Here is a 9,139-nt window from a genome sequence, read left to right as displayed (position 1 = left end):
GATCTCGCTTTGGGCGTCCGGCCCTTTTTCTTTTCCGTACCGGCCCGCTCTGTTCCTTATCCCCATGGAGCATTCCGCCAAATGGACAGCGCCGGGTCCCTGGATAATACCCGCTTCTGTCCCTTTGTTTCACACCGGGCAGGCCATCCTGCCGATCCCGTGACGAACGGCGGACCCGGACTCATTCTGAAAAATGGCATAACCGCGGGACAAAAGGCCGGCGGCGTTGCCTTTGTGTCTGCGCCGGACAGGTTCCGAATGGTCCGCTCCTTGGGCAGCCCCTGCCCAACGTATGAAAACGAGCCTACATCCCTATACAAGTCACTCGGCGACAGGCCGCCGTTTGGCCTGGGTCCCCAAGTTCCCAATTTCAAGGCCGCCCGCCGCCCCTCTTTCTTCCGCCGCTCACCAAAAAACGCCCGTCCGGCAGCAATCTTGCTGTCGGCGGGCGTTTTCGGTTTTCTTATTTGCATTTCTCCGCAATCATATTGTACCCATAGGGAGATTCCGGCTTTTGCAGCACGATGACGACGCATTCCATTTCGTCCGCTGGTTCGCTTTCCCCCATCTTCATCTGCTGGGCCTTGCCTTCCACCCGGATGTAGCCGCCGGACAGGTCATAGGCGCGCTCGGCAGTAAACTGGTAGAAGGAATCCATCCCCGTGGGGTACCAGTAATATTTCCCGTCCTGATAGGTAGGCATAAAGTCGGTCAGCGTAGAGGCATCGCGGATGGGCTGGCCGAAGTAGTCGAGCACCGCCTTATCGAAATAAACTGCGTCGATGCTCACAAGCCCGTCTTCGGTATAGGAAAGCTCCTTCAGATCCCGGCACAAAAACATGGCGGAAAGAGCCATGCGCGAGTCGGGCAGGGTATCATTTTCAAAGCTGCTTCCCGCGATATAGGTGGAATTGACAAAGCTCTGAATGTCGTCAAGCAGGTCCTGGTCCTGCTCCATCAAAGCGCCCGCCGTTTCGGTGGTGGGCGGAGAGGGAACCTCTTCGCCGGCGCCGGTGTTGCTCACCGTCAGCGCAGAGGTACCCGGCAGAGACGATTCTTCCGACGGCCCAGAGAAAACGCCCGGCTCCGGTTTGCTGCAGGCGGACAGGCCCGCCAGCACCAATATGACACATAAAAGCAGCGCAATTGCTTTGGAAAATCCCTTCATCTGAAACCTCCCGGCAGTTTTCCTCTCCACGGGACGCGGCAACCATTCCGCTTCCTGTCTTGGGTAAAATACTTTCTTTATTTTACCGCGATTCCCCCTATGTGCAAGTTACAGTTTTGTAACGATTGTTCCCTCTTACGCAAAAGCAGCGTGTTCTTTTCGCCTTTTCTGGTAATATCGTCTAAAACAGGCGGATGATATCCAAGACGTGAAAAGCTTTCCCTTACATCATAGCTGCCAGAAGCAGCATTTCCTCCACACGGCTGTACACCGGCTCGAAATCGGAGACCGGCAGCGGGTTTTCCCCGTACCCCAGCTCAATAGTAAAGGCCGGGCGGCCGAACTCGTCGATGAACCAATCTTTGAAGCCTCCGTAGGAGGCCAGGCCGTCCGGGTCGTCGAGGGTATAGCCGCTGGCGCTGGCGAGTACGTTCGCCATCATGCGGGCACGCTGGGGGGTGCGCTCCCCGTACCGCCAGTAGATGACCTCTCCCTGGCTGTGCAGCGTCAGGGCATGGCGGAAGCGCTGGGCCCGGCAGAGCTTTGCCAGCCACCAGGTTTCCGGCTCGCTTTCCGGGCAGCTGCCGCCGAACTGGCGGCAGGCGGGGCCAAAGATGCCCTGCTCCCGTTCCAGCTTTCGCAGCTCTTTCCAGCCGGCGTCGAAATTGTGGTTTAAGTCCACGCCCCTGGCGTTGGCCTGCCAGCAGCGGGTATCCCCGCCGCTTAATTTGCGCACCAAGGAGGAATTGCGCAGCGCCCCGTCGTACCCGCGCAGGGCGATTTCCACCCCGTCGGGGTTTAAACACGGCACAAAGGCCAAGCCCCGTCCCAGCAGGGCGGTGCGCACATCTACCCCGGCGATGGTGCCCCCGTCCTGGTAGGCTGCGCACAGCCGGTCGAGAAAACGCAGCAGCACCATGCAGGTGAGCCATTCGCTGCCGTGGGTACCGGCCACATAGAGCACCTTGTCCTTTGCTTTGCCCATAGTCAGGCAGAAGATTTCCCGGCCTAAGACGCTGCGGCCGGAGGGCAGCTCCTCGAGAAACGGATAGGTGGCGTGGAGGGTATTGATGTAGTTGCGTACGGTTTGATGAACCGGCGGATGGTTTGTCACAATTGATTGCATGGCAGTCGCCCCTTCTTTGGATTCGCAGCGGTGAAAAAACTGCTCCACTTAAGGGTATGCGCCGCAAGGGGCAATCAGACGAAAAGAAAGGCGAATTTCGCGAAAAGGACATGGTTGAGAAAGCCGATGCAAAATGGTATGATAAGTGCAGCGAATTTCCCGCAGGGCGGGGAACCGAGAGGAAGTGAACGGATGCGAAAAGCTGTTTTTACCGCCGCCGTAAGCGCGGCCGTCTTGCTGGCGGCGGGGGTGGCTTGCTTGCTTCTTTGGCAGGAGGGGATTTTTCTCCCAAACCGCCCGTCCAAAGAGCAGTTTCCCGTGCGTGGAGTGGACGTGTCCGCCCATCAGGGGGAAATCGACTGGCCGGTCCTTGCCGGGCAGGACCTTTCCTTTGCCTTCGTGAAGGCTACCGAGGGCAGTTCCTTTACCGACGCCCAGTTTGCAGAAAACTGGGTGGAGGCTCGCTCATCCGGCCTGCGGGTAGGGGCCTATCACTTTTTCAGCTTCGACAGCTCCGGGGAAAGCCAAGCCGCCCATTTCATAAAAACGGTTCCCAAGCGGGAGGGCGACCTGCCACCGGTGGTGGACGTGGAGTTTTACGGGGACAAAGAGCAAAATCCGCCGTCCCGGGAGGAGGTGGAGGCCCGGCTGGTTCCCTTGCTCATCCGGCTTACCGAGCACTATGGGGTCAAACCCATCCTCTATTCCACCGGAAAGGCTTACAAGCGGTACCTGGCCGGCGGCTATGAGGAGTATGACATTTGGATCCGAGACGTGTTTTTCACCCCGTCCCTGCCGGACGGGCGGGAATACGCCTTCTGGCAGTATACGGACAAGGGCCGTCTTCCCGGTTATCAGGGAGACGAGAAATGCATCGACCTCAACGTGTTTTGCGGTACGGAAGAGGAATTTAGGCGCTACGGCGCGCAGCCATAAGAAAAGGAGTCGTTTTTATGGAATGGACGGAAGTCACCATTACAGTCCCCACCAGGTACACCGACGCGGCGGCGGACATCGCGCAGATGACGGTACCCTACGGACTTTACCTGGAGGATTATTCCGACTTAGAGGAAGGGGCCCGGGAAATCGCCCACATTGATCTCATTGACGAGGACCTGCTCCGAAAGGACCGGACCCATTCAATTGTGCACATCTACCTGTCGCCTGAGGCAAACCCCACTGAAGCCCTCTCATTCCTCACCGAACGGTACACCGCGGAGAAAATCCCCCACACGCTCAACACCGCGGCCATCCGGGAGGAGGACTGGGCCAACAACTGGAAGCAGTATTTCAAGCCCTTGACGGTGGGAGAACGGCTGCTCATCTGCCCGCTCTGGGAGGACGTACCCCATACGAAAGGCCGCAAGGTGCTGCGCATCGACCCGGGCGCCGCCTTCGGCACCGGCGGGCACAACACCACCCGTCTCTGCCTTGCCATGCTCGAGCGGGTGATTGCCCCCGGCTGCGAGCTGCTGGACGTGGGCTGCGGCAGCGGGATTTTATCCATCGCGGGGCTGCTGCTGGGCGCATCGAGGGCCGTGGGGGTGGACATCGACCCCTTGGCGGTGAAAACGGCGGCGGAGAACGGGCGGCTAAACGGCATGGAGCCCCCCGCCTTCACGGCGCTGGCCGGGGATCTGGTGACCCAGGTGCAGGGGACGTTCGCCGTGGTTGTCTCCAACATCGTGGCCGATGCGATCATCTCCCTGTCCTCCTCCATCGACCGGCATCTGGCGCACGGCGGCGTGTGGATCACCTCGGGCATCATTGACACACGGGAGCCAGACGTACTCGCCGCATTCGAGGAAAACGGCTTTGCGGTGGTAGACCGGATGGAAGACGGCGGCTGGCTCTGTTTTGCCTGCAAGCGCAAAGAGGGCTGACGCCTTGTAACACACAACCCAGGAGGTTTTCACTATGGAGCACCAACCTTTTTCCTATCACACGTTAGAGGAGCTGACCGCCGCCTGCGCAGCCTGCGGCGTAACGCTTCCCTTTTCCAAGGATCTGTCTTCGCTCAAGGCGCCGCTTGCCGTCTACGGCAGGGAGATTCCAAACCGCCTTTGCATTCAGCCCATGGAGGGCTGCGACGGTACGGCGGACGGCCGCCCGGGCGAGCTGACGATGCGCCGGTACCGCCGGTTTGCAGCGGGAGGCGCAGGCCTCATTTGGCTGGAAGCGGCGGCGGTGGACCCGAACGGGCGGGCGAATCCCCGCCAGCTTTGCATCAACCGGGACACGGCCCCGGCCATGGCCACCTTACAGGCGCAGATTGCAGACACGGCCAGAGGAGCGGGGCATCCGGTTCCTTTCACCGTGCTGCAGCTGACCCATTCGGGGCGGTATTCCAAGCCGCAGCCCGTCATCGCGGCGAAAAACCCTTATTTGGACCGGCCGGGACAGACCTACAAGATCATCACCGACGAGGAACTGGACGCTTTGCAGGACGCCTTTGTGGAAGGGGCCAGGCAGGCGAAGGAGGCGGGGTTCGACGCGGTGGACGTGAAATGCTGCCACGGGTACCTATTTGCCGAGCTGATGGGGGCGAAAACCCGGCCGGGCAAGTACGGCGGAGACTTTGAGGGCCGCAGCCGGATGCTTCTGACTACGGTGCGCCGGGTCAAGGAGGAAGCGAGAATCCCGGTCACAGTGCGTCTCAATGCCTTCGATGAAATCCCGGACCCTTACGGCTTCGGTGTGAAAAAAGAGGACTTCCGCACCCCCGACTTGACCGAAACCAAAGAGCTGGTACGGCGGCTGCGCGCTCTGGGTGTGGAGCTCATCGACATCACCGCCGGGAACCCCTATTATAACCCCCACGTCAACCGCCCGTACGACATCGGGTTTTACCGCCCGCCGGTGCATCCTCTGATTTACGTGAGCAAGATGCTCGCGGCGGTGAAGGAATTGAAGGAGGCCTGCCCGGATACGGCCTTCCTGTGCAGCGCGCTGAGCTGGCTGCGGGAATTTGGCTCGCTGGCGGCGGCCGGCGGGGTGAAGGACGGCTGGTTTGACCTGGCCGGGTTCGGCCGGCAGGCCCTAGCCTATCCGGACTTTGCCGCGGATCTGCTGGAACAGGGAGGCATGAAACGGGAAAAGTGCTGCATCGCCTGCAGCAAATGCACCGAGATCATGCGCGACGGCGGTACCTCCGGCTGCGTCATCCGGGATAAGGAGGTTTACCTGCCCATCTACCGGGCCGGCCGGGAGGGAAAGCCCCCCGCCAGCTCCCGGCAAGTGGCCGAGCATATATAAGCGGGCTTTCCGTCTCCGGCGGCAGTAGGCCGGCAAAATTCCCGCTTTTTCCGGTTGACAGGGAAAGTCGTGCGTGTTATACTGGCCCTAGTTTTGGAACCGAAAGGGGAAGATCGGGCTTGCGTCATTTTTCTTGCTAGTTTGGACCAAGGTCAAACGCTTCGCTGCCGAAAGGGCGGTGCGGCTTTTGGCGCCATAAGCAGGAAAGATGCCCTTATGCGTTCGATTGCCCTCACTTTTTTCGATTTTGCTGCGCGTCCATGGGTGTAAACCCGGCCGCGTTCTCTTTCGTATGGTTATCTGGCCGCGGGAAAGGTTTCTTTCCTGCGGCTATTTTGTTTGTACGGGAGGGAACACCAAATGGCAATCATCACCATAGAAGACCTTACCTTTTCTTACGATACCAGCGCAGAAGACATCTTCTCTCATCTTTCCCTGCAGCTGAGCACCGACTGGCGGCTGGGGCTCATCGGCCGAAACGGCCGAGGGAAGACCACCTTTTTAAACCTCCTGATGGGGAAATACCCCTATCGGGGGCTCATTTCGTCCCCGGTTTCCTTTGATTATTTTCCCTTTGAGGTGGAAAACCCGGAGCGTCCCGCTTTGCAGGTGGCGCGGGAGGCGGTGGCTCCCTTCACTAGGTGGGAGGTGCAGATGGAGGCGCTTTTGGCAGACGGCTCCCCGGACATGCTCGTTCAGTACGGCCAGGTGCTCGAGCAGTACGAGGCTTCGGACGGGTACTGCATCGACGAACTTCTGAAGCGGGAGGCAAATCTGCTGCAAATTTCTCCAGGCGCCCTCGCCCGCCCTTTCGATACTCTGAGCTTCGGCGAACGGACCAAGCTTTTGCTGGCCGCCCTGTTTTTACGCAAAAACCGGTTTTTGCTCATCGACGAGCCCACCAACCACCTGGACGCCCAGGGCCGCCGGGCGGTGGCCCAATATCTGCGTTCAAAATCCGGTTTTCTCCTGGTCTCCCACGACCGGGCGGTCTTAAACGAAGCGGTGGACCATATTCTGTCTTTCAACCGCTCCACCATTACCCTGCAAAAGGGGAATTACGACGTTTGGGAAGAGAACCGCAAGCGGCTCGACCAATTTGAAGCGGCCCAGAGCCAGCGGCTGCAAAAGGACATTCGCCGGCTAAACGAAGCGGCGGCCCGCAGCGCGGACTGGTCGGGCCGGGTGGAGAAAGAGAAAATCGGCTCGCGCAATTCCGGCCTACGCCCCGACCGGGGATATTTGGGGCACAAATCGGCGAAACTGATGAAGCGGGCCAAAGCGGCCGAGCAGCGGCTTACCAAAGCGGCCGAGGAAAAGGAAGCTCTGCTCAAGGACCTGGAGACGAAAGATGCGCTTAAAATCGTCACCTTAAAGCCCCCAAAGCCCCGGCTTCTGGAAGCAACCGGCCTGTCGCTGCGCTTTGGCGGCCACACCGTGTTCGACCATCTCAGCTTTACCGTCGAGGCGGGAGACCGGGTTGCCCTTATCGGGCCAAACGGCTGCGGGAAATCCAGCCTGCTCAAGCTATTGCTGGGAGAGCCGCTCCCCTGCGAGGGCGCCTGCCGCCTTATGAGCGGGCTGACTCTCTCGTATGTCCCCCAGGACACCTCGTTTTTGTCGGGTTCCCTGCGGGATTTCCTTCTTTCCCGTTCTCTCGACGAACCTCTTTTCAAAGCGATTCTGCGAAAGCTGGACTTTTCCCGCACCCAGTTTGAAAAGCGCTTGGAGGAACTGAGCGCCGGGCAAAAGAAAAAGGTGCTGCTGGCGGCCAGCCTTTCCAAGCCCGCCCATCTGTACCTGTGGGACGAACCGCTCAACTTTATCGACATCCTTTCCCGCGTCCAGCTCGAAGAGCTGCTGCTCGCCTGCAAGCCCACCATCCTCTTTGTGGAGCACGATGCGGTGTTTGCCGACCATGTGGCCACCAAGCGAGTGGAGCTGGGAATATAACCATCGAAACGGAGGGCCGCTTATGGCTTCAGCCATCCACGACGGAATTTTATACGTGTCCGACCTAGACGGCACCCTGCTTCGGCGGGACGGGACGTTGTCCGCCCAGTCGGCGGCATTGCTAAACGGCTGCATGGAGCGGGGGCTGCTTTTTACCATAGCCACCGCCCGGTCCTGGAACTCGGCCGGCCCCCTCCTTTCCAAGCTCCGGCTTACGCTGCCGGTCATCACCTACAACGGCGCTTTTCTGGTGGACCCGCAAACCAAGAGGCTACTGGCCGCCTCCGTCTTCGCGCCCCAGGTGGTGGACGAAGCACGCTCCCGGTTTGAGCACGCCGGAGTGCAGCCCCTTGTTTACGCCATGCAGGGCGGAATGGAAACAGTTTCCTTTCTGCCTTCTCCCCATCAATCCCCCGGCGTACAAGCTTACCTTGCCTCCCGGGAAAACGATCCACGCCTTCGCCCGGCAACAGGGATGGAGGATCTGTTTGCCGGCGGTGCGTTTTACTTTACCGCCATCGGGAGCCTTAAAGAGTTGGGGGGCCTGGCGGACGCTTTTGCCGCCGACCGGCGGTATGCGGTCAACTTCCAGCGGGACGTCTACCGCCGGGAGGAATTCTGGCTGGAGGTAATGCCGGCGGGTGCAGGCAAGGGCAGGCAGGCGACGCTTTTGCGGGAATACACCGGGGCGAAGCGCCTCGTCTGCTTTGGGGACAACCGCAACGACCTGTCTCTGTTTGACACTGCCGACGAAAGCGTAGCCGTGGAAAACGCGTGCGCATCGGTAAAGGCGGCCGCCGCCCATCACATCGGGGACTGCGACGACGACGCAGTGGCAAGCTGGATAGCCGCCCGGTATGCAATATAAGGAAGAGGAGGAACCGCCAATGTGGTTCCTCCTCTTCCTTATACGCCGTATCAATCGGCTTTCCAGGGACGTTTGTCTTTGTCCCAGCCCCTTTCCCGCCAGTACACCTGGTCGGCCGGGTTCCAACAGCCCGACACCAATTTGCGCATGACGGCGAAATAGCCTCTGGTCTTAAGCGGGACCCGGATCTTCCCCTGCCGCCCCTCCACTTGCTTCGCCAGCTTTCGGACAGCCCGGTCGATCCTTTTCCGTCTCTTGGAAGATACCCCCTGCCAGGAGGTGGCCCGCACCGCAATCCCATAGCAATAGACCTTAGGCACCCCCCAGTAAAAAAGGCTGTCCCTGATGTCCCGGTTGGCAGATTTCATTCCCGCTCCGGCGGCTGTGGACAGGCAGACCGCCTGCTTGTGAAACATCGCTTCCTCTGGCCTATGGACCATCCAGCGGTATCCATAGTGATCCAGAAACGCCTTCATGGAGCCGGTGGCGTGGTAAACATAGACGGGGTGGTAAAAATCAGTACGTCCGCCTCATCCATGGCCTTGGTGATGGGGGCGAGTTCGTTCGCATGGGGGCAGAGGGTCTCGCTTTTGAGGATGCACTGGGCGCAGCCGCAGCAAAAGTGGGGCAGGTCCTTGGGCAGAAAGAATTCCCGGATGGGATCCTCCTTTGCCAGACGTTCGGCCAGCAGGCGTCCCATGTGGTAGGTGGAGCCCTTGTGGTTCTGCCCGTGAATGAGCGCAATTTTCATAGCCGTCTCTCCTATGCC

At 59.8% G+C, this 9,139-nt stretch carries 8 protein-coding genes and 1 pseudogene; 6 read left to right on the top strand and 3 right to left on the bottom strand.

Translation table 11 applies throughout. The features are described 5' to 3' along the window. Window positions 1-463 precede the first annotated feature (463 nt). Window positions 464-1,168: a hypothetical protein gene (locus tag WMO26_RS07505; protein ID WP_349219361.1), complete on the bottom strand. Its 705-nt coding sequence runs from the start codon at window positions 1,166-1,168 to the stop codon at window positions 464-466. A 223-nt stretch (window positions 1,169-1,391) separates the two neighbouring features. Further along, on the bottom strand, window positions 1,392-2,294 hold the full coding sequence (locus WMO26_RS07500; RefSeq protein WP_349219360.1) for a M14 family metallopeptidase: 903 nt from the start codon (window positions 2,292-2,294) through the stop codon (window positions 1,392-1,394). Here WMO26_RS07500 and WMO26_RS07495 point away from each other — a divergent pair. The 6 genes from WMO26_RS07495 to WMO26_RS07470 all read left to right on the top strand — a co-directional run bounded on the left by WMO26_RS07495 (window position 2,285) and on the right by WMO26_RS07470 (window position 8,370). Continuing rightward, a complete protein-coding gene (locus WMO26_RS07495; RefSeq protein WP_349219359.1) occupies window positions 2,285-2,482 on the top strand; it encodes a hypothetical protein in 198 nt (65 codons plus the stop codon). The genes WMO26_RS07500 and WMO26_RS07495 overlap by 10 nt on opposite strands. Window positions 2,483-2,486: 4 nt before the next feature. Continuing rightward, window positions 2,487-3,230, top strand: a complete 744-nt coding sequence (locus WMO26_RS07490) for a glycoside hydrolase family 25 protein (protein WP_349219357.1) — start codon at window positions 2,487-2,489, stop codon at window positions 3,228-3,230. 17 nt (window positions 3,231-3,247) lie between these two features. Continuing rightward, window positions 3,248-4,177 carry a 50S ribosomal protein L11 methyltransferase gene (prmA, locus tag WMO26_RS07485; RefSeq protein WP_349219355.1) on the top strand — a complete coding sequence of 310 codons (930 nt, stop codon included), beginning with the start codon at window positions 3,248-3,250 and terminating at the stop codon, window positions 4,175-4,177. A 34-nt stretch (window positions 4,178-4,211) separates the two neighbouring features. Next, on the top strand, window positions 4,212-5,549 hold the full coding sequence (locus WMO26_RS07480) for an oxidoreductase (protein ID WP_349219354.1): 1,338 nt from the start codon (window positions 4,212-4,214) through the stop codon (window positions 5,547-5,549). Window positions 5,550-5,909: 360 nt separating this feature from the next. Further along, window positions 5,910-7,502: a ribosomal protection-like ABC-F family protein gene (gene abc-f / locus WMO26_RS07475; RefSeq protein ID WP_349219352.1), complete on the top strand. Its 1,593-nt coding sequence runs from the start codon at window positions 5,910-5,912 to the stop codon at window positions 7,500-7,502. A gap of 22 nt (window positions 7,503-7,524) precedes the next feature. Beyond that, window positions 7,525-8,370: an HAD family hydrolase gene (locus tag WMO26_RS07470; protein WP_349219350.1), complete on the top strand. Its 846-nt coding sequence runs from the start codon at window positions 7,525-7,527 to the stop codon at window positions 8,368-8,370. 50 nt (window positions 8,371-8,420) lie between these two features. On the opposite strand, the pseudogene WMO26_RS07465 reads toward WMO26_RS07470, so the two are convergent. Beyond that, window positions 8,421-9,070, bottom strand: a pseudogene (locus tag WMO26_RS07465) (flavodoxin family protein). Window positions 9,071-9,139 lie beyond the last annotated feature (69 nt).

This window comes from Solibaculum intestinale, from assembly GCF_040096205.1.
Lineage (GTDB): Bacteria > Bacillota > Clostridia > Oscillospirales > Acutalibacteraceae > Solibaculum_A > Solibaculum_A intestinale.
This window is presented reverse-complemented; position numbering and strand designations above follow the sequence as displayed.